Here is a 347-nt window from a genome sequence, read left to right as displayed (position 1 = left end):
GTTTTATTAGTTGAAGATAATGAAATAAATTTGGAGTTAGCACAAGAACTATTAAATAGTAATGGCATATTTACTACCGTTGCAATGAATGGACAACAAGCACTAGATATACTTGAGCAAGAAAAAACAGTGTTTGATGCTGTGTTAATGGACTGTCAAATGCCTATTATGGATGGATATACTGCCACAAAAAAAATTCGTCAACAGAAACAGTTTGAAAATTTACCTATTTTAGCTATGACAGCAAATGCGATGATGGGAGATAAAGAAAAAGTTTTATCAGTAGGGATGAATGATCATATCCCGAAACCTATAGATGTTAATCAACTTTTTACTTGTTTGGCGAC

General features: G+C 32.6%; 1 protein-coding gene. It reads left to right on the top strand.

Annotation, left to right across the window (positions count from 1 at the left end; translation table 11 throughout):
- On the top strand, positions 1–347 hold a 347-nt coding region (locus CJF42_RS26490), incomplete at both ends, for a response regulator (RefSeq protein WP_141235716.1).

The organism is Pseudoalteromonas sp. NBT06-2, from assembly GCF_002276045.1.
GTDB lineage: Bacteria > Pseudomonadota > Gammaproteobacteria > Enterobacterales > Alteromonadaceae > Pseudoalteromonas.
This window is presented reverse-complemented; position numbering and strand designations above follow the sequence as displayed.